This window comes from Micromonospora sp. Utrum1 (assembly GCF_057197805.1).
On sequence record NZ_CM170071.1, the window covers coordinates 5,387,244 to 5,404,241 of the forward strand.

A 16,998-nucleotide genomic window follows, 5' to 3' on the forward strand; every position below is an offset into this window, starting at 1 on the left:
GCCGAGGAGACCCGATGACCCGCCCGCACGACCCGCTCGCCGCCGTCGCGGCCGGCCGCGACCCCGGCCCGTTCGCGCTCGTCCGCCGCGAGGGCGCCGACCACGTCGACCTGTTCACCGGTCCGGTACGCACCGCCGACCGGCTCGCCGACCTGCCGCTGCCCGACGACGCTCCCGGGCCGCGCACGCTGGCCCTGGTCCCCTACCGGCAGATCGCCGAGCGCGGCTTCGCCTGCGTGGACGACGGCCTGCCGCTGGAGTTCATGCTGGTCGCGGAGCACCGGCGGCTCCCGCTCGGCGAGGTGCTGGCCGCGCTGCCCGACGCGCCGGTGGTGACCCGCGACGCCGCCTTCGACATCTCCGACGCCGAGTACGCGGACACCGTCGGCCGGGTGCTGAGCGACGAGATCGGCCGGGGTGAGGGCGCCAACTTCGTCATCCACCGCACGCTGCGTGCCACCGTCCAGGGCGCGCCGCTGGTGGCCGCCCTGGCCGCGCTGCGCCGGTTGCTGCTGCGCGAGCGGGGGGCGTACTGGACGTTCGTGGTGCACACCGGCACCCGGATCCTGGTCGGGGCGAGCCCGGAACGGCACGTCAGCGTGGACGACGGCCTGGTCATGATGAACCCGATCAGCGGCACCTTCCGGCACACCGGCGCGGCGGCCGACCGGGACGCGCTGCTGCGCTTCCTCGACGACCCGAAGGAGGTCGAGGAGCTGTACATGGTGCTCGACGAGGAGCTGAAGATGATGGCCACCGTCGCCGAGCACGGCGGCCAGGTGGTCGGGCCGTACCTGAAGGAGATGGCGCACCTCGCGCACACCGAGTACCTGCTGGCCGGGCGGGGTTCGCTGGACGTCCGGGAGGTGCTGCGGGAGACCATGTTCGCGCCCACGGTCACCGGCAGCCCGATGGAGAACGCCTGCCGGGTGATCGCCCGCCACGAGCGGACCGGCCGGCGCTACTACGCCGGGGTGCTCGCCCTGCTCGGCCGGGATGAGCACGGCCGGCAGACCCTCGACGCGCCGATCCTGATCCGCACCGCGGAGCTCTCCCCCGGCGGCGAGCTGCGGGTGCCGGTCGGGGCCACTCTGGTCCGGCACTCCACGGCCGCCGGCGAGGTGGCCGAGACGCACGCCAAGGCGGCCGGGGTGCTGGCCGCGCTCGGCCTCGGCCCGGACGCCCCGTCCGGCGGCGGGGAACCCGGTCTGCGGTACGCCGACGACCCCGAGGTGCGCGCCGCGCTGGCCGCCCGGAACACCCCGCTGGCCCGGTTCTGGCTCGACCAGCGCGTCCCGGGGGCGACCGCGCTGCCCGGGCTGGCCGGCCGGCGCGCGTTGATCGTGGACGGTGAGGACACCTTCACCGGGATGCTCGCCCACCAGCTCGCCGCGCTCGGCCTGGGGGTGACCCGGCGGGACTGGCACGACGCCGGCCCGCTCGACGGGTACGACCTGGTGGTGGTCGGTCCGGGCCCGGGCGACCCGAACGACCTGGCCGAACCGAAGATGGCTAGCATGCGGGCGCTGCTGGCGGAGCTGCTCGCGGCGGGCCGGCCGACCCTGGCGGTCTGTCTGGGCCACCAGCTCCTCGCCGGACTGCTCGGGCTGCCGCTGCACCGCCGGGACGCGCCCTACCAGGGGCTGCCCCGGGAGGTGCCGGTGTTCGGGGCGACCCGGCGGGTCGGCTTCTACTCCAGCTTCACCGCCCGCGCCGGCGCGGACCGGATCGCCACCGGGTACGGCCCGGTCGAGCTGTCCCGGGACCCGGCGGACGGGGCGGTGCACGCGCTGCGCGGGCCCGGCTTCGCCGGGGTGCAGTTCCACCCGGAGTCGGTGCTCAGCCGGGACGGCATGGCGGTCCTGGCCGACCTGCTCGGGCATCTGCTGGCCCATCCGGCGCTGACCGGGCATGGACCGGCCGATCAGGGGTAGGGCCAAGGGCGACCGGTGGTCCGGACGGGTCGAGAGCCCCCGTCCGGCCACCGGTCACCTTGTGCCCAGGGGTCAGCCGGCCATGCCCTTCTTGAGCGCGGCAGCCATCTGCACGGTCCGCTTGGCGGTCAGCGCGGTGGCGGTGAGGGCCACGTGGTCCGGGGGGACCTCCCCGTTGTTGCTGGTGTGTGAGGCGCCGTAGGGGTTGCCGGCGACGAACTGGCTGGGATCGGTGTAGCCGGGGGTCACCACGACGCCGCCCCAGTGGTAGAAGATCGTGTACAGCGAGAGCAACGTGGACTCCTGGCCGCCGTGCGAGGTGGCGGTCGAGGTGAAGCTGCTGTAGACCTTGTCGGCCAGCGCGCCCTGGGACCAGAGCGGGCCGGTGGTGTCGATGAACTGCTTGAGCTGAGCGGCGATCATGCCGTAGCGGGTGGGCGAGCCCATGATCACGGCATCGGCCCAGGAGAGGTCGTCCGGCTGCGCCTCCATCACGTCCTGGGTCTCCAGGCGGTGCGCCTGCCAGCCCGAGTTCGAGCGGATCGCCTCGTCCGGCGCCAGCTCACGTACCTTGCGCAGGCGCACCTCGGCCCCGGCCTCCCCAGCAGCCTCGTACGCCGCCTGCGCCATCTGGTAGGTGATGCCGGTCGCGCTGTAGTAGATCACCGCGACCTTGACCTGGCCATCCATCAGACGTTTCCTCCTCGGTGTCGGGTCAGCTCCGGCGACTACCCGGCGCTTGCGCCGTCAAACGCCGGGTACGGACGGCCCGTGGCATGCTCGGCGGAATGGAGATCCGCGAGGCGACCGCCGCCGACTGGCCGTTGATCTGGCCGTTCCTGCGCGAGATCGTGGCGGCCGGTGAGACGTACACCTGGCCCCGCGACGTCACCGAAGCCCGGGCCCGCGAGCTGTGGCTGGTGGGTCCGCCGGGGCGGACGGTGGTCGCGGTGGACGGCGCGGTGCTCGGCTCGGCCAAGCTGGTGCCCAATCAGGCCGGGCCCGGCGACCACGTGGCGAACGCCAGCTTCATGGTCGCCCCGGCCGCCGCCGGCCGGGGCGTGGGCCGGGCGCTCGCCGGGCACGTGCTGGCGCTGGCCCGCGCCGAGGGCTACCGGGGTATGCAGTTCAACGCGGTGGTGGCCAGCAACACCCGGGCGGTGGAGCTGTGGCGCTCGCTGGGCTTCGAGGTCGTCGGCCGGGTGCCGGAGGGCTTCCGGCACCCGAGCCAGGGGTACGTGGACCTGCTGGTGATGTACCGGCGACTGAGCTGAGTCGATTCCTTGCCGCGGCTCAAGATTTGCGCAAGTTCCGATGGAAACCGCTTCCCCGGGCCGGGACGCCCGAGGATCCTGGTGCCACCGGTGCCGGTGTACCGCCGCCGCCCCGCACCGGGAGCCTGAACGGGGGATCGCGCTCCGCCGGCAACGTGGCTGGCGTAGCGCGATCAGGGGCGTTGTCCCCGCTCAGTCGTTGAGCTTGTCCCGCAGGTCGGTCACCCGCTTCTCCAGCCGGTCCACCGCCTGCTCGTTGTTGATGAACGTGCTGATGCCGGCGGCGAGCGCCAGCCCGATCAGCACCGCCAAGGCGCTGAGCACCAGACCACCGATCGCCACCCCGCGCCCGGTGACGCCGGGGCGCCGGCTCATCCGCAGCCCGAAGATACCCAGGATGAGCCCGATGATCCCCAGCAGCAGACCGACCGAGGCCAGGATCGCGGTGAGCACGCTGAGCAGGGCCGCCACGCCGAAGACCAGCGAGAAGGTCGCCGCGGCGCTGGTCTTCGCCCCGCCCGCCGGTCCCGCCGGCCGGGCCGGGGCGGCTCCGCCGCCGCCTCGCATCGGTTCACTGGACGCTGTCATCACCCACACCTCACATTCCTCGCACTGGTTGCCGGCGGCGCATCCCCGCTCTGGCCACGCTTATGCGTCGGGGCCGGTCGTTTCCGGCACCGCTGCTGCTCCTACTCCTATTCGTCCCACTTCCGGGGCATGCCCGCGGCCCCGCCCGGGGATCCAGGCGGTGACCCACGAGAGGAAGGACGAACCATGCGACTCACGGAGCAGCAGGTCCGCTCGATGTACGGGCAGGACGTCCAGGACCGCTCGGGCGCGAAGATCGGCAGCGTGGGCCAGGTCTGGGCCGATCCCAGCGGCGAGGCGACCTGGGTCAGCGTGAAGACCGGGGTGATGGGCCACCACGAGTCGATGGCACCGCTGCAGGCGGCCCGGATGCAGCAGGACGGGCGGCTTCAGGTGCAGTACGACAAGGCGACCGTGCGCAGCGCTCCCAGCGTGGAGACCGGCACCAACCAGCCGCTCAGCACCGAGCAGCTCGCCGAGCTCTACCAGCACTACCAGATCGGGGAGCAGGCCGCGCCGCCGCAGAAGAAGCCGGGCGCGCCGGAGGTGACCCGCTCCGAGGAGCGGCTGCGGGTCGGCACCGAGAGCGAGCCGGCCGGCGCCGCGCGGCTGAGCAAGCGCGTGGTCACGGAGAACGTCCAGACCACCGTGCCGGTCGAGCACGACGAGGTAACTGTGGTCCACGAGCCGATCCTCGACGCCGACCGGGGCAATGTCCGGGCCGGCATCGGCGAGGAGCAGCGCGAGATGGAGCTGCGCGCCGAGCACCCGGTGGTCGCCAAGGACCAGGTCCCGGTCGAGCGGGTCCGGCTGAACAAGGACGAGGTCGTCGAGGAGCAGCCGGTCAACGCGCAGGTCCGCCGGGAGCTGGTGGACGCCGACGTGCCGGAGCGGGCACGCCGCAACCGCTGACGCGACGGCATCCCGGACGGGTGGGCACGGCCCACCCGTCCGGTCGTCCGTCTCCCGGGAACGTCGCACCGGCCACCTATGCTGACCGTCCACCGACGACGGGAGCACCCAGGTGACCGTACGCCTCACCGGCGCCGAGGCGCTGGCGCTGCGGATGACCAGCCTGCTGCTGCGCCCGCACCCCACCGCGCGCCCCGAGAGCGTGGCCGGGGTGGTCGAGTGGTTCGGCGCCATGCAGGCCCAGGACGCGGCGAGCGGGCTCTGGTCACTCGGCGTACGCCTGCCCGGCCGGACCCAGGACGACGTGCGCGCGGCGCTGGAGCGGCGCGAGGCGCTGCGCACCTGGCCGATGCGCGGCACGGTGCACCTCGTGCCGCCCCGGGACGCGCGGTGGATGCTGGCGGTGACCGGCGTCCGGGCGCTGGCCGGCGTGGCCGGCCGCTGGGCGCAGCTCGGCCTGACCGAGCCCGACGCCGACCGCGCCGCCGACGTGCTGGGCGGGGCCCTCGCGGGCGCGGGCCGGCTCACCCGCGCCGAGTGCCTGGCCGCACTGCGCGACGCCGGCCTGGACACCACCGGCCAGCGCGGCTACCACCTGCTCTGGTACGCCAGCCAGCGCGGCGTCACCTGCATCGCCCCGCACGTCGGCACCGAGCAGACGTTCGCGCTGCTGGACGAGTGGGCACCCGATCCGCACCGCCCCGAGCGGGACGAGGCCCTCGGCCTGCTGGCCCACCGCTACGTCCGCGGCCACGGCCCGGTGACCCGCCACGAGCTGGCTCGGTGGACCGGCCTGACGGTCACCGACGCCACCCGGGGCATCGCGGTGGCCGGCGACGCGCTCGCCCCGGTCGAGGTGGACGGGGTGCCGGGCGTGGTCGACGCCGCCCTGCTCGACGCGCCCCGGACACCGGTCGACGACGTACACGCCCTGCCCGGCTTCGACGAATACCTGCTGGGCTACAAGGACCGCACGCTGATGCTCGATCCGGCGCACGCGAACGCCGTCGTCCCCGGCAACAACGGGATCTTCCAGGCCACGCTGGTGCGCGGCGGCCGGACGGTCGGCACCTGGAAGCGCACCGTCGGCAAGCGGGCGGTCACCGTGACCGTTCAGCAGTTGACGCCGTTCGACGCCGCGCTGCGGGCCCGCGTCGAGTCGGCCCTCGCCGGCTACGCCGACTTCCTGGGCCTGCCGCTGCGGCTCGCCTGGTAGCACGGATCCGGGCCGGTGAGCGTTGCCCACCGGCCCGGATCCGGGTGCCGCGTCAGTCGTCCAGCGCGCCGGCCGCCCGACCCTCGTGCAGCGTGAGGTTGCGCCCGGTGGACGGGTCGAAAAGGTGGATCTTCTCCAGGTTGAACCAGACCCGCCGCGGCTCGCCCTCGCTGACCGGCGACTCCGCCGACAGCCGGGTGACCAGGCTCGACCCGGTGCCGGTGAAGTCGGCGGCCCCCGCGTCGGCGGCCAGTTCCTCCAGCTCGGCCGCGCTGGCCCGCTCCCCCTCGACGGTGAAGTAGACGTACTTGTCCGAGCCCATCGACTCGACGATGTCGACCGGCGCGTCGAACTCCAGGCCTCGGCGGCGGGTCTCGTCGTCGATCAGCGCGGCGTCCTCGAAGTGCTCCGGGCGGATGCCGAGGATCAGCTCGCGCGGGGCGTCCGCGCCGTCGAGCTGCCGGCGTACCCGGTCCCCGATCGGCACGTCCCCCAACGCCGTGCGCAGGTGACCGTCCTCGACGGCGGCGTGCAGGAAGTTCATCGACGGCGAGCCGATGAACCCGGCCACGAAGAGGTTTCGCGGGTGGTCGTAGAGCTCCTGCGGCGGGCCGACCTGCTGCACGGCGCCGCCCCGCATGATCACCACGCGGTCGCCGAGGGTCATCGCCTCGGTCTGGTCGTGGGTCACGTAGACCGTGGTGGTGCCGAGCTGCTTCTGCAGCCGCGACACGACCGTGCGCATCTGCACCCGCAGCTTGGCGTCCAGGTTGGACAGCGGCTCGTCCATGAGGAACGCCTTGGGCTGGCGGACGATCGCCCGTCCCATCGCCACCCGCTGCCGTTGCCCGCCGGAGAGGTTGGCCGGCTTGCGGTCCAGCAACGGGGTCAGCTCCAGGACCTTCGCCGCCTGCTCCACCTTCTGCTGGATGGTCTCCCGGTCCAGCTTCGCCAGCCGGAGCGGGAAGGCCATGTTCTCCCGCACGGTCATGTTCGGGTAGAGCGCGTAGGACTGGAACACCATGGCGATGTCGCGGTCGCGGGGCGCCTTGTCGTTGACCCGCTCCCCGGCGATGCGCAGCTCACCGGAGCTGATGTCCTCCAACCCGGCGATCATGTTCAGGGTGGTGGACTTCCCGCAGCCGGAGGGGCCGACCAGGATGACGAACTCGCCGTCGGCGATCTCCAGGTCGACGTCCTGCACCGCGGTGGTCCCGTCCGGGAACCGCTTGCTCACCTTGTCCAGCACGATGTCGGCCATGACAACACCACCTATCCCTTGACTGCGCCGGAGGTCAGGCCCGAGACGATGCGGCGCTGGAAGAAGAGCACGAACAGGACGATCGGAATGGTGATCACCACGGCGGCGGCGCAGATCGCCCCGGTGGGGTCCTCGAACTGCGACTCGCCGGTGAAGAACGACAGCGCCACCGGGACCGTGCGGGCCCGCTCGGTCGAGGTGAGCGTGATGGCGAAGAGGAAGTCGTTCCAGCAGAAGATGAAGACCAGGATGGCCGTGGTGAACAACCCGGGCGCGGCCAGCGGGGCGATCACCCGCCGGAACGCCTGGCCCTGGGTGGCCCCGTCCATCTTCGCCGCCTTCTCCAGGTCCCACGGGATCTGCTTGAAGAACGCCGAGAGCGTGTAGATCGCCAGCGGCAGGGCGAAGGTGATGTACGGCAGGATCAGCCCCGGCCAGGTGTCGAAGAGGCCGACCTGCCGCTCGATCTCGAACAGCGGCGACACCAGCGACACCTGCGGGAACATGGCGATCAGCAGGGACACCCCGACCAGCAGCTTCTTGCCGGGGAAGTCCAGCCGGGAGATCGCGTACGCGGCCATCGCGCCCAGCACCACAGCGACCAGGGTGGCGATCAGCGCGATGCCGATCGAGTTGACCAGGGCCCGGACGAACTGGTCGGTGTCGAAGATCGTCCGGTAGTTGTCCAGCGTCCACTGCCGGGGCCAGAACTTCCCGTCGGTGATCGTGGCCGAGGTCTTGAACGACAACGAGGCGATCCAGAGCACCGGGACCAGCGCGAAGACGACGACGATGACGTCCAGCAGGCCCCAGCGCAGCTTCGCCCGCGGGGTGGTTTCGGTGGCCATCTCAGCGCCTCTCCCCGTCGTCGCTGCCGGGGGCAGCGGTGCCGAACAGCTTCACGAACACGAACGCGATGACCGCCACGGTGAGGAAGATCAGCACCGACATCGTGGAGCCGATACCGAGGTTCAACCCCCGGATCAGGTTGTTGTAGGCGAGCATCGACACCGACGAGGTCTCGTTGCCGCCGGCGGTGAGCACGAAGATGTTGTCGAACACCCGGAACGCGTCGAGGGTGCGGAACAGCAGGGCGACCAGGATGGCGGGCTTCATCACCGGCAGCATCACCTTGGTGAACCGCTGCCAGGCGGTCGCGCCGTCGGTCGAGGCGGCCTTGAGCAGGTCCTCCGGCACCAGCGCCAGCCCGGCCATCAGCAGCAACGCCATGAACGGGGTGGTCTTCCAGATCTCGGCCAGCATGATGATCGCCAGCGAGCTGGCCCGCTCGGTCAACGGGGCGCTGCCGTCGAAGAGGTTGGCCAGGTAGCCGGTGCCGGGCGTCCAGGCGTACCGCCAGGAGAAGGCGGCCACCACCGTCACGATGCCGTACGGGATCAGTGCCGAGGTGCGGACGATGCCCCGGCCGACCAGCGTCCGGTGCATGATCAGCGCCAGGCCCATGCCGAGCACCAGCTCGACCGCGACGGTGACCACTGTGATCAGCGCGGTCACCCCGAACGCCGTCCACCAGAACTGGTTGGTCAGCACGGTCGCGTAGTTCTCCAGCCCGATGAACTCGCGCTGGTCGGGGAAGCGCAGGTCGAACCGCTGCAGCGACAACCAGACCGAGTAGAGGATCGGGTACGCGGTGACCAGCACCATGACCAGCGCGGCCGGGGCGCAGAGCAGCCAGCCGAGGCGCCGCTCGGCGCGCTTGTTCTCACTCAGCGGCGGTCTCGCCCGGCGGCGGGCCCGCTGCGTGGGCACGGCGGCGTGCCGGCCGGCGGGGCGCTCGGCCTCGGCGGCGACGTCCGCGCCGGCGGGAGTGGCGTTGATGCTCATGGCAGGACCCCCTTCGACTCGAGGGCGTCGGCGATGGCGTCGCGCAGTTCGTTCGCGGTCTGCTCGGGCCGGATGGCCGACGGCGGCGAGAGGATCGCCGACATGACCGTGGAGATGCTCTGGTACGCCGGAGTCAGCGGCCGGACCGCCGGCTCCTTGAGCTCCTCCAGGATGGTCTCCTTCATGGGGTACGCCTTGTCCATCTCCGGGTCGGCGTAGACGGCCTCGATGGTGGGCGGCACGCCGTCGTTGACCGCGGAGAACTTCTGGTGCTCGGCGTTGCGGATGCACTTCGCCGCCTCGAAGGACTCCGTCGGGTGCTTCGAGTAGGTGCTGACCGCCATGTTCACCCCGCCGATGGTGACCTTGCTCGGGGTGTTCGCGTCGATGCCGGGCATCCGCGCCCACTTGACCTTCTTCGCCAGGTCCGGGGCCGCCTCCTGCATCGCCGGGTAGACGAAGGGCCAGTTGACCTCGAAGGCGCCGGCGCCGGACTGGAACTCCAGCCGGACCGGGTCCTCGATGGCGTTGCTGAACGACGGCGAGGTCACGCCCGAGGTGGCGAACTTCTTGAGCTGGTCCAGCGCCCGCACGGTTCCGGCGTCCATCACGGCCCGCTTGCCGTCGTCGCTGAGGATCTTCCCGCCCGCGCTCTCGGCCAGGGTGTTGTAGAGAACGACCAGACCCTCGTACTGCGCCCCCATGGTGAGCACCTGGTACGGCTTCCCCTGCTGCTTCAGCTGCTGGGCCGCGGAGATCATCTCGTCCCAGCTCTTCGGCGGCTCCTGGACCAGGTCGCTGCGGTACCACAGGAGCTGCACGTTGGTGTTCTTCGGCGCGGCGTAGAGCTTGTCCTCGTAGCGGGCGGTGTCCAGCGGCCCGGCGAGGGTGCCCTGCTCCACCTCGGCCTTGTCCTGGCCGGTCCACTCCCGGATCCAGTCGGCGCTGGCGAACTCCTGGGTCCACGTGACGTCAAGGCCGAGCACGTCCATCCCGCGGTCCCCCGCCGCGAGCCGCCGCACCATCTGCACCCGCTGTTCGTCGGCCTGCCGCGGCAGCACCCGGTAGACGATCCGGTAGCGCCCCTGGGCCTGCGCGTTGCAGTCGTCGACCACCTTCTGCAGGTTCTGCTCCGGCGGGTAGTACAGGTTGATGGTGGGCGGGCCTCCCTCGCCGCCGGATCCGCAGGCGGCCAGCGGGGCCGTCAACGCGAGTGCGGCGGCTGCCGCCGCCGCACGCCGGGCCGGCCGCCGCCGCGGGGCCGTGTCGGGGTCTGTCGTCATCGCCCTCCCCCTCTCTTCGGCGAAGAGCCGGGGAGATCACCCGTGCCCCGGCGCACGGCGAGACGGTCGGGACGCCGGCCGTCGCCCCGCGCCCCGGGACGTTTCGTGCGGCAGACAGTGCCCTGGCTGCGACGCTGCGAAACCTGACGGTCACGAGACGGATACGACGGTCGACACCGTGGCGTCGGTCACCGCGCTGCGGGCCGGGCGGCCCCGGCCTACGCTCGGCCCATGGACGCCACCTTCTTCTTCGATCCGGCCTGCCCGTGGACCTGGCGCGCCTCCCGCTGGCTGGCCGCCGTGGCCGAGGCGCGCGGGCTGCGCGTCGAGTGGCGGGCGTTCAGCCTGGGCATTCTCAACGAGGGCCGGGTCGCCCCGGAGTACGCCGAGCTGATGGCCGCCTCCGGCCGGGCGCTGCGTCTGATCGAGGCGCTGCGTGCCGAGGGGCGGCACCACGACGTGGCCCGCTTCTACACCGAGCTGGGCGCCCGCAGCCACGACGCCGGCAACCCGCTCTCCGACAAGATCGTGGCGGCGGCCGTGGCGGCGGCCGGCCTGGAGCCCGCCGCGCCGGCGCTCGACGACGAGCGCTGGGACCGGGCGGTGCACGAGTCGCACGCCCTGGCGTACGCCTCGGCGGGCCCGGACATCGGCTCGCCGGTGCTGATGGTCCCCGGCGCCCGGCGGGGCATCCACGGCCCGATCCTCACCGAGGTCCCCGGCGTCGACGACGCCCTGACCATCTGGGACTCGCTGCTGCCGCTGCTGCGCCTGGAGACCTTCCACGAGGTCAAGCGCGGTCGGCACTGATCACCCCGGCGCGGGGTCCGGACCCGCCCGGCATGATGGCCGGTTGATCGCGCGCTTCAAGGACCTCTGCCGACAACGGGCCGACCCTCGTCGATTACCTGGGTAAGTGACGGACCAGGCAGAAGGGATGCCCTGCGGGGTCGGCATAGATGCGCCAACTGCGTCCGGCACCCTCGTCCAACACCGTTGCGCCCAGGGTCAGCACCTGCTCCTGGGCGCGGTCCAGGTCGGCAACACCGAAGTCCAGGTGGAACTGCTGGGGCCGGGCCGGGTCGGGCCAGAGCGGTGGCCGGTAGTCCGCCACCCGCTGGAAGGCCAGGACGAGGCCGGACGGCGTGTGCAGCGTCGCCCAGTCGTCACTGAGCGCCCATCGCTGATCCCGCTGGTTGACGGCACCGCCAAGGAGTGCCTGGTAGAACTCCGCAAGGTGGGCCGGGTGAAAGCAGTCCAGCACCACACACTGCAGGTCAGCGATCATGGGCCGACCCTACAAGCCGAAAGACGAACATGAGGACGCCCCGCCTTCCCGGCCCGTCCCACGCAATGAACGGCGAGGCTACCCAGCGTGCGCCCGGTCGACTAGCGTTTCCCTAGCCCCGCAGCCAGCGCGTCGCCGTCGAAGTCGATACGCCTCCGGCCGACCCCCAGCCCGTCCGATCGGTTGGTTCTCGCGCGAACTCCCTCTTGCGGTCCCACCGGTTCGGCAGGATCCCCATGAGGAGGTGCCGTCGTGCAGGACACCCGCGCTCTCGCCCTGACGTTCGAGGTGAGCGGCCTGCCCCCGGTCAAGACCGAGGCCCTGTCCATCTTCGCCGCCGGGCACCGGCAGGCGACGAGGGTCCGCGCCCTGCTCCAGGCCGCCTGCACGGCGGCCCAGCGCACCGGGTGGACCCCGCTCACCGGTCCGATCGAGGTGGACATGATCATGCGCTGCCCGCCCGGGCACCGCACCTCCGACGCCAGCACCCTGCTGGGCGGGGTCTGCTCCGTGCTCCAGGACAAAAAGCGGGTGGCGAACATCGGCCTGGCCCACCTCGGGGTGCTGGTCGACGTCGCCCTCTGGTCCGACGACCGGCAGATCCGCCGGCTGTCCTACGTCGAGGAGCCGGCGGAGAACTTCTCGTACCAGGTCCGGGTGGCGGCCGTACCGAGGATGGTTTGACCGACGAGCGCGGTGGGGTACCGCGATCGCCGACGAAGGGAGCGCCGATGTCGGAGCCACATGTCACGCTCGATCCGAGCGGGCTCGATCCTGTGCAGCAGAAGCTGCGCGGCCCGCTGGAGGATCAGCTGACCTCGGCCCTGCAGGCGGCCGCCGACCGGGTCCGCGGCGGCTACGCGGGTGAGCCCGTGGAGGAGGTCTGCCGTCGGCTGCTCGACGAGACCCGCGCCGGGCTGCACCCGGACATCGCCGCCGGCTTCAACCCGGACATGGACGAGTTCTGCCGGGTCGCGGTGGCCATCGTCCGGGGCGAGGTCTCCTGACCCACGCGCGCCCGACCGCGTCGGCCAACACGGCCGGCGCGGTCGTTCCGCGCGGCCCGGTCAGCCGCGTCGCACGTCGACGGCGACGACGTGGGTGCCGTCGGGGCGGGTGGACTCGCCCAGCCGCACCGGCAGCGTCCCGCCGGCCGGCGGCCGGAGGCCGAGCCCGAAGCTGAGGTGCCCCTCGAAATCGCCGGCCGCGGCCCAGCCGTGCAGCGTCGGGTAACCGATCCGGGACGGCGGCAGGTCGGCCGTGGCGACGCCGCGCGCGTCGTGCGCCTGCGCCGGGTCGAACCGCACCGACAGGTAGGCGGTGCCAGGCAGTTCGACAGGCGCGCCACGACCCTCGGTCGACACCTGCGGGACGTAGCCGACCTGGTATGAGGGCGTCGGGCCGCGGACGGCGAAGGTGATCCGGCTGAACCCCTCGGCCGGATGGTCCCCGAACCGCACCTCAACCAGGACGGGCAGCGGCTCCCCTGGCGCCGGGGTGACCGGCACCCGGACCTGGTGGGTCACCCGGGCGGACGTGGCGGGCACCGCCCAGCCGTAGGTCACCCGCCAGGAGCCCTCGACGGGCGCCCCGCTGGTGGGCGCCGCCGGAGTGGCGGCGGGCGTGGTCGCGGCGGTCGCGCCGGAAGCCGGCGCCGTCGCGGTCGGGGCGGCCGCGCCGTCGTGGTCGGTCGTCGTGCAGGCCGCCGCGAGCAGCACGACCAGGCCGACGAGCAGTGGTACGCGCTGAGGTGCCATGAGTCACTGTCGCTCTGGCCGGCACTCGCCTGCCAGAGCCGATCGTCCCCGGTCAGGGAGCCGACCGGATCGGTCGAACCCCGCTACGGCAAGTGACCGTCGGTCCGCCGGCCCCGGGCCGGTGCGGTCGGTTCCGATCGACGCCCTACCAGAACCGGTCGTCCCGTGTCGGGGACCCGGCCCATCGGGCTGGTCCGGCCGTCGGCTCAACGCGGCACCCCGCGCCGGCCCGCCACCGCCATCGGGTCCGCCGCCGACTCCTCCCGCCACGTCGGCAGCGGGTGCAGCGCGGGCATTTCGGACAGCTCGGCCAGCTCGGCCGCGTAGTCCCGGACAAGCGGCGGCAGCCGGTACCCGCCGGAGGCATCAAGGCGGACCAGGTGGGCATCGAGCAACATCTCCAGTGCCCGCCACACCCGCTCAGCCGGCACGCCCAGCCGCTCCGCAGTGTCCTCTGGCGGCACCGCCGCCTCCGGGTCGCCGCCGAGCAGCGCGAACAGCCGCCCGGCCAGGTCGTCGTCGGCGCGGACGGCTGCGTAGCCGAGGTCGATGCGCTGCCGCACCGACAGGTCGTCGTCGGCCAGCCAATCCAACCGGCGGCGGGGGTCGCGCAGCTCCACCAGCAGCCCGGCGACCGTGGCGGTCGGCCGCGCGGCCAGCCGGGATGCGACGATGCGCAGGGCCAGGGGAGACCCACCGCAGAGCCGGACCAGCTCGTCGGCGGCGACGGGGGCGCTGGCCAGCCGCTCTTCGCACCCGAGTGTGTGAAGCAGCGCCCGCCCATCCTCGGCCGGCAACGGGTCAAGGTCCACCCGAAGTACGCCGTCCAGGCTGCGCAGGTGCCGCTGGGTCACCACGATCAGCGCCGAGCCGGGGCCGGCCGGGACGAGCGCGCGCACCTGGGCGGCGTGGGTGACCCCGTCGACCACGATCATGATTCGGCGCTCGGCCAGCAGCGACCGCATCCGGCCGGCCCGCTCGGAGGTCCGCTGCGGGATCGCCGCGCCGTCGACGCCGAGCGCCCGGAGCACGCGGGCCAGAACCTCGTCCCCAGTGAAGGACGGCTGATAGCTCAGGTCGACGTAGACCTGACCGTCGGGGAAGTCGGCCGCTACGGCGTGCGCCACCCGCACCGTGAGCGCAGTCTTGCCGCTGCCGGCCGCACCACTGACCACCGCGGCAACCGAGGTGCGACCGGACAAGGCCGCCATCACCTCCGCCTGCTCTCGCGTACGTCCGACCAACGCCCCCAGCGCCGCCGGCAACTCCCGCGGTACCTCCCGGCCGTCGCGCTGCCTCACGTCCTCCCGGACCGTCACCGTGGCAGCCGGCGCCTCGTACGAAAGCTCGGGAGAACGTTCGAGCACCGCTCGGTGCAGGCGCTGCAGCTCCTCCCCCGGCTCGATTCCCAGCTGCTCCTGCAACGCCGCTCGCGCATCCCGGTACGCGCCCAGTGCTGCCGGCACATCGCCTCTGCGGTAGAGCGCCACCATCAGCTGTCCCCAGCCCCGCTCGCGGAGCGGTTGGGCCGAGAGCGCCTGGCGGAGGTGGGGCAGCACGTCACCGTGCGCGCCGACCGCGAGCTGAGCCTCCACGAGGTCCTCGAACACCTGGAGCCGCTGCTCGTCGAGGCTGGCCCAGCGGTTGTCCAACCGGGTACCACGGGACAGGCCGTCACCGGCCGACCCTCGCCACTGGTCCAGCGCCGCGCTCAGCGCCTGGATCGCGCCCGCCGGATCGCCCGCGCTCAAGCTAGCCCGACCTTCCTCGGCGAGCCGCTGGAAATCAATGACGTCCAGCTCGCCCGGCGCGAGTCGCAGCTCGTACGCCTGCGGTCGGGCGACCAGCCGGTCCCCCACGGCCTGGCGGAGGGCGGCGGCGTGCGAGCGAAGGTTGGCCACCGCCGAAGAGGGCGGGTCGGACCACACCTCGCCCGCCAGTCGCTGCAGGGACACCGGCCGGTTGGCCTCCAGGGCCAGACCCGCGAGGACGGTACGGCGTTTCGCCGCCCCAGGGGTGAGCCGCTGGCCGTCGACCCACAGCTCCATCGTCCCCAGTAGCCCGATACGAATCTGCATGCCTTCTCCCCCGTTGACGTTGAGCGCCGCTCACGCTAGGCGACCACCCGTGTACGCAACAAGGAGAAGGGCGGAACGGAAAAGGTGACGAAAGTCAATTGATCAGACGGCGCGTCTCTGTAACGAGAAGAAGGGACCGAACGCTGCGAAGACCTCCTTCCAATCGCCTTGGCCGATATCGCTTATGACGTCATCGTATCCGGACTGCGCCTTGAGGCGATTGGTGTGATTCGAGCAGTCATCGGTTCGGCGAGCCAACAGGAAACCGGCCGGTCGGCCACACGACCCCTCCGCAGGCTGCCGGCAGGCTGCCGTCCGGCCAGTCCTGGGCAACCATCCGCGATTCCGCCTCATCAAAGCGCGCCGGCCTCTTCGTTGACACGCGTAACCGGTCACGGACACCCTCATTCTGCTGACAGTCCTGTGGCCAAACCAGCTCACCGCAAGTTCTCTCGGGTCATGCGGCATGTTCAGGCTTTTGTCATCGTCGGCCGTCAGCCCGGGGACGCCGCGTCAGATCCCAAGCGCGAAACGCTGCGCTGGCTGAGGCGTCTGCCCCGCGGCTGCGCACCGAAATGCGCAGCCGCGGGGCAGACATGCATATTTCGGGATCGGCCTGCGGTTTCACGACCGGTTCGTCAAACGATTCTCCTCTATATCATCCGCTCTGCTCTTCAAACCAAGCGCCAGGTCGTTCAACTCCAGGTCGTGGTTGTACAGATCCACCGCTGCCTCGCGCAGTAGCGCTACATCATCCGGCCGCTGCAGAAGTGGCTCGCTGAGAACACCCCGCCTATTCTTCGCAGCCGCGGGAGACGGTTCTGGCCCCTAGCAGGGTGCGCGAATCAAACGTAGTTTTCCAAGGATCCCCAGTTTCCGTACGCACCTCCACCTCGTGTTCGCCCACGAACCGAGCACTTTCAAAAGTGTTATCCGGATCGAGTTGGCCCAACGTCTCCGCAAAACAGACGAGGTCCTGGTCCGCCTCCCGGCTCATCAGACCGGCCCGCGAACGAACCCGCACAAGCTCGTAACGTGTTGTGAAGATGACGTGCTGCACAACCACCAGATCAAACCCTCCCTCTGGCGATACGGCCACCACGGTTCGTGTACCGTTCGAATCAACTTCGTCCAAGATCGACTCCGTCGCCGAAATCCGGTAGCCAACTGCACACATAAAGACCGTCATGGCAACTACGGCGCCTGCTATCACCCGCACCATCCGCCTTTTTCCCATCAGCAACAAGGCCGCAACGCCGAGCAGCGTCGGAGACAGGACCAACACGGGCAAAGCGTGCGAGGCCCGGCCAAACGGGATCAAATATACGTAGTGCCATGGATTGTATGCCGCAAGCAGGACGGTGGACACAGCCACGGCCACTATGCCGGCGAGAAATCGTGCGATCACACGACGGCCGCGCGGGCCAGCCAATCCGTGGTCATCCTCAACCATCCGAACACTATCCTTCGCAGATCCAGATTCGCATCAAGCGCACTTCGCGCCTCCCGTCGGACGACGGGTAAGGAAATTTCGCAGCGATCGATCGTGCCCGGGGGCACTG

17 protein-coding genes are annotated in these 16,998 nt (G+C 71.5%); 7 read left to right on the forward strand and 10 right to left on the reverse strand.

Annotation, left to right across the window (positions count from 1 at the left end; translation table 11 throughout):
- Positions 1 to 14 precede the first annotated feature (14 nt).
- Positions 15 to 1,934, forward strand: a complete 1,920-nt coding sequence (locus tag AC0OLQ_RS25330) for a chorismate-binding protein (protein ID WP_484528353.1) — start codon at positions 15 to 17, stop codon at positions 1,932 to 1,934.
- Positions 1,935 to 2,006: 72 nt separating this feature from the next.
- On the opposite strand, the gene wrbA is transcribed toward AC0OLQ_RS25330, so the two are convergent.
- On the reverse strand, positions 2,007 to 2,624 hold the full coding sequence (gene wrbA, locus AC0OLQ_RS25335) for an NAD(P)H:quinone oxidoreductase (protein WP_484528354.1): 618 nt from the start codon (positions 2,622 to 2,624) through the stop codon (positions 2,007 to 2,009).
- 98 nt (positions 2,625 to 2,722) lie between these two features.
- On the opposite strand from wrbA, the gene AC0OLQ_RS25340 reads away from it, so the two are divergent.
- Positions 2,723 to 3,208, forward strand: a complete 486-nt coding sequence (locus tag AC0OLQ_RS25340; RefSeq protein WP_484528355.1) for a GNAT family N-acetyltransferase — start codon at positions 2,723 to 2,725, stop codon at positions 3,206 to 3,208.
- Positions 3,209 to 3,400: 192 nt separating this feature from the next.
- Here AC0OLQ_RS25340 and AC0OLQ_RS25345 read toward each other — a convergent pair whose 3' ends face one another.
- Positions 3,401 to 3,796 (reverse strand): hypothetical protein, encoded by a 396-nt coding sequence (locus tag AC0OLQ_RS25345; protein ID WP_357340011.1) that lies wholly within the window; start codon positions 3,794 to 3,796, stop codon positions 3,401 to 3,403.
- A 186-nt stretch (positions 3,797 to 3,982) separates the two neighbouring features.
- Here AC0OLQ_RS25345 and AC0OLQ_RS25350 point away from each other — a divergent pair, with 186 nt between their 5' ends.
- Both AC0OLQ_RS25350 and AC0OLQ_RS25355 read left to right on the forward strand, forming a co-directional pair.
- On the forward strand, positions 3,983 to 4,708 hold the full coding sequence (locus AC0OLQ_RS25350) for a YsnF/AvaK domain-containing protein (RefSeq protein WP_484528356.1): 726 nt from the start codon (positions 3,983 to 3,985) through the stop codon (positions 4,706 to 4,708).
- A gap of 112 nt (positions 4,709 to 4,820) precedes the next feature.
- Positions 4,821 to 5,924 (forward strand): winged helix DNA-binding domain-containing protein, encoded by a 1,104-nt coding sequence (locus AC0OLQ_RS25355; RefSeq protein WP_484528357.1) that lies wholly within the window; start codon positions 4,821 to 4,823, stop codon positions 5,922 to 5,924.
- Positions 5,925 to 5,976: 52 nt separating this feature from the next.
- Here the strand turns inward: AC0OLQ_RS25355 and AC0OLQ_RS25360 are convergent, their stop codons facing one another.
- Genes AC0OLQ_RS25360 through AC0OLQ_RS25375 form a run of 4 tightly spaced genes read right to left on the reverse strand, consistent with a single transcriptional unit; the run spans position 5,977 to position 10,313 of the window.
- Positions 5,977 to 7,185, reverse strand: a complete 1,209-nt coding sequence (locus AC0OLQ_RS25360) for an ABC transporter ATP-binding protein (protein ID WP_484528358.1) — start codon at positions 7,183 to 7,185, stop codon at positions 5,977 to 5,979.
- Positions 7,186 to 7,196: 11 nt separating this feature from the next.
- Entirely contained in the window at positions 7,197 to 8,033 is an 837-nt protein-coding gene (locus AC0OLQ_RS25365; RefSeq protein WP_484528359.1) for a carbohydrate ABC transporter permease, read from the reverse strand.
- 1 nt (position 8,034) lies between these two features.
- Positions 8,035 to 9,030, reverse strand: coding sequence for a carbohydrate ABC transporter permease (locus AC0OLQ_RS25370; RefSeq protein ID WP_484528360.1), 996 nt, complete (start codon positions 9,028 to 9,030; stop codon positions 8,035 to 8,037).
- Positions 9,027 to 10,313, reverse strand: coding sequence for an ABC transporter substrate-binding protein (locus tag AC0OLQ_RS25375; RefSeq protein ID WP_484528361.1), 1,287 nt, complete (start codon positions 10,311 to 10,313; stop codon positions 9,027 to 9,029). Before AC0OLQ_RS25375 ends, AC0OLQ_RS25370 begins: the two co-directional genes overlap by 4 nt.
- Positions 10,314 to 10,544: 231 nt before the next feature.
- On the opposite strand from AC0OLQ_RS25375, the gene AC0OLQ_RS25380 reads away from it, so the two are divergent.
- Positions 10,545 to 11,123, forward strand: a complete 579-nt coding sequence (locus AC0OLQ_RS25380; RefSeq protein ID WP_484528362.1) for a DsbA family protein — start codon at positions 10,545 to 10,547, stop codon at positions 11,121 to 11,123.
- 94 nt (positions 11,124 to 11,217) lie between these two features.
- On the opposite strand, the gene AC0OLQ_RS25385 is transcribed toward AC0OLQ_RS25380, so the two are convergent.
- A complete protein-coding gene (locus tag AC0OLQ_RS25385) occupies positions 11,218 to 11,601 on the reverse strand; it encodes a VOC family protein (RefSeq protein ID WP_484528363.1) in 384 nt (127 codons plus the stop codon).
- Positions 11,602 to 11,853: 252 nt separating this feature from the next.
- Between AC0OLQ_RS25385 and AC0OLQ_RS25390 the strand changes: the two genes are divergently transcribed.
- Together AC0OLQ_RS25390 and AC0OLQ_RS25395 are read left to right on the forward strand one after the other, a co-directional pair.
- Entirely contained in the window at positions 11,854 to 12,285 is a 432-nt protein-coding gene (locus tag AC0OLQ_RS25390) for a RusA family crossover junction endodeoxyribonuclease (RefSeq protein ID WP_357340042.1), read from the forward strand.
- Between the two features lie 47 nt (positions 12,286 to 12,332).
- Entirely contained in the window at positions 12,333 to 12,608 is a 276-nt protein-coding gene (locus AC0OLQ_RS25395; RefSeq protein ID WP_357340044.1) for a hypothetical protein, read from the forward strand.
- 60 nt (positions 12,609 to 12,668) lie between these two features.
- Here the strand turns inward: AC0OLQ_RS25395 and AC0OLQ_RS25400 are convergent, their stop codons facing one another.
- From AC0OLQ_RS25400 to AC0OLQ_RS25410, 3 genes are all read right to left on the reverse strand, one after another.
- Positions 12,669 to 13,358, reverse strand: coding sequence for an AMIN-like domain-containing (lipo)protein (locus AC0OLQ_RS25400; RefSeq protein ID WP_484528364.1), 690 nt, complete (start codon positions 13,356 to 13,358; stop codon positions 12,669 to 12,671).
- Positions 13,359 to 13,564: 206 nt separating this feature from the next.
- Complete coding sequence (locus AC0OLQ_RS25405; RefSeq protein ID WP_484528365.1) at positions 13,565 to 15,436, reverse strand: AfsR/SARP family transcriptional regulator; 1,872 nt, start codon at positions 15,434 to 15,436, stop codon at positions 13,565 to 13,567.
- A gap of 793 nt (positions 15,437 to 16,229) precedes the next feature.
- Positions 16,230 to 16,889, reverse strand: coding sequence for a hypothetical protein (locus tag AC0OLQ_RS25410; RefSeq protein ID WP_484528366.1), 660 nt, complete (start codon positions 16,887 to 16,889; stop codon positions 16,230 to 16,232).
- Positions 16,890 to 16,998 lie beyond the last annotated feature (109 nt).

Bases quoted from the DNA above. Each gene is read 5' to 3' on its own strand.
- AC0OLQ_RS25330 (WP_484528353.1), top strand. From the start codon at position 15: ATGACCCGCCCGCACGACCCGCTCGCCGCCGTCGCGGCCGGCCGCGAC.
- wrbA (WP_484528354.1), bottom strand. From the start codon at position 2,624: ATGGATGGCCAGGTCAAGGTCGCGGTGATCTACTACAGCGCGACCGGC.
- AC0OLQ_RS25340 (WP_484528355.1), top strand. From the start codon at position 2,723: ATGGAGATCCGCGAGGCGACCGCCGCCGACTGGCCGTTGATCTGGCCG.
- AC0OLQ_RS25345 (WP_357340011.1), bottom strand. From the start codon at position 3,796: ATGACAGCGTCCAGTGAACCGATGCGAGGCGGCGGCGGAGCCGCCCCG.
- AC0OLQ_RS25350 (WP_484528356.1), top strand. From the start codon at position 3,983: ATGCGACTCACGGAGCAGCAGGTCCGCTCGATGTACGGGCAGGACGTC.
- AC0OLQ_RS25360 (WP_484528358.1), bottom strand. From the start codon at position 7,185: ATGGCCGACATCGTGCTGGACAAGGTGAGCAAGCGGTTCCCGGACGGG.
- AC0OLQ_RS25365 (WP_484528359.1), bottom strand. From the start codon at position 8,033: ATGGCCACCGAAACCACCCCGCGGGCGAAGCTGCGCTGGGGCCTGCTG.
- AC0OLQ_RS25370 (WP_484528360.1), bottom strand. From the start codon at position 9,030: ATGAGCATCAACGCCACTCCCGCCGGCGCGGACGTCGCCGCCGAGGCC.
- AC0OLQ_RS25375 (WP_484528361.1), bottom strand. From the start codon at position 10,313: ATGACGACAGACCCCGACACGGCCCCGCGGCGGCGGCCGGCCCGGCGT.
- AC0OLQ_RS25380 (WP_484528362.1), top strand. From the start codon at position 10,545: ATGGACGCCACCTTCTTCTTCGATCCGGCCTGCCCGTGGACCTGGCGC.
- AC0OLQ_RS25385 (WP_484528363.1), bottom strand. From the start codon at position 11,601: ATGATCGCTGACCTGCAGTGTGTGGTGCTGGACTGCTTTCACCCGGCC.
- AC0OLQ_RS25395 (WP_357340044.1), top strand. From the start codon at position 12,333: ATGTCGGAGCCACATGTCACGCTCGATCCGAGCGGGCTCGATCCTGTG.
- AC0OLQ_RS25400 (WP_484528364.1), bottom strand. From the start codon at position 13,358: ATGGCACCTCAGCGCGTACCACTGCTCGTCGGCCTGGTCGTGCTGCTC.
- AC0OLQ_RS25405 (WP_484528365.1), bottom strand. From the start codon at position 15,436: ATGCAGATTCGTATCGGGCTACTGGGGACGATGGAGCTGTGGGTCGAC.
- AC0OLQ_RS25410 (WP_484528366.1), bottom strand. From the start codon at position 16,889: ATGGTTGAGGATGACCACGGATTGGCTGGCCCGCGCGGCCGTCGTGTG.